At 66.5% G+C, this 263-nt stretch carries 1 pseudogene; it reads right to left on the minus strand.

Features of this window, described 5'->3' with window-relative positions:
• Window positions 1–263 (minus strand): annotated as a pseudogene (locus tag J0695_RS43090) (sugar ABC transporter substrate-binding protein); the annotation flags it as partial.

Consider the following 263-nt stretch of genomic DNA (forward strand, 5'->3'; position numbering starts at 1 on the left):
GCCTTGTGCGCGGTGAGGATCTTGGTGACCAGCGTGTCGCCGGACGCCTGCTTCTTCACTGTGACCTTGATCTGCTCCTTCTTGCCCGGACCCTCGTTCCACAGGTCCACGACCTTGTCCATGCCGGGGGCCCAGGTCCAGTACGTCAGTGAGACTGGGCCGGACCGGGCCCCGCTGTCGTCGTCCGACGACGAGCCGCACGCGGCCAGCGTGGTGGCGCCGAGCATGACCGCCATGGAAGAACTCACGAGGCGACGGTGCTT

Source organism: Streptomyces beijiangensis (genome assembly GCF_017315755.1).
GTDB lineage: Bacteria > Actinomycetota > Actinomycetes > Streptomycetales > Streptomycetaceae > Streptomyces > Streptomyces beijiangensis.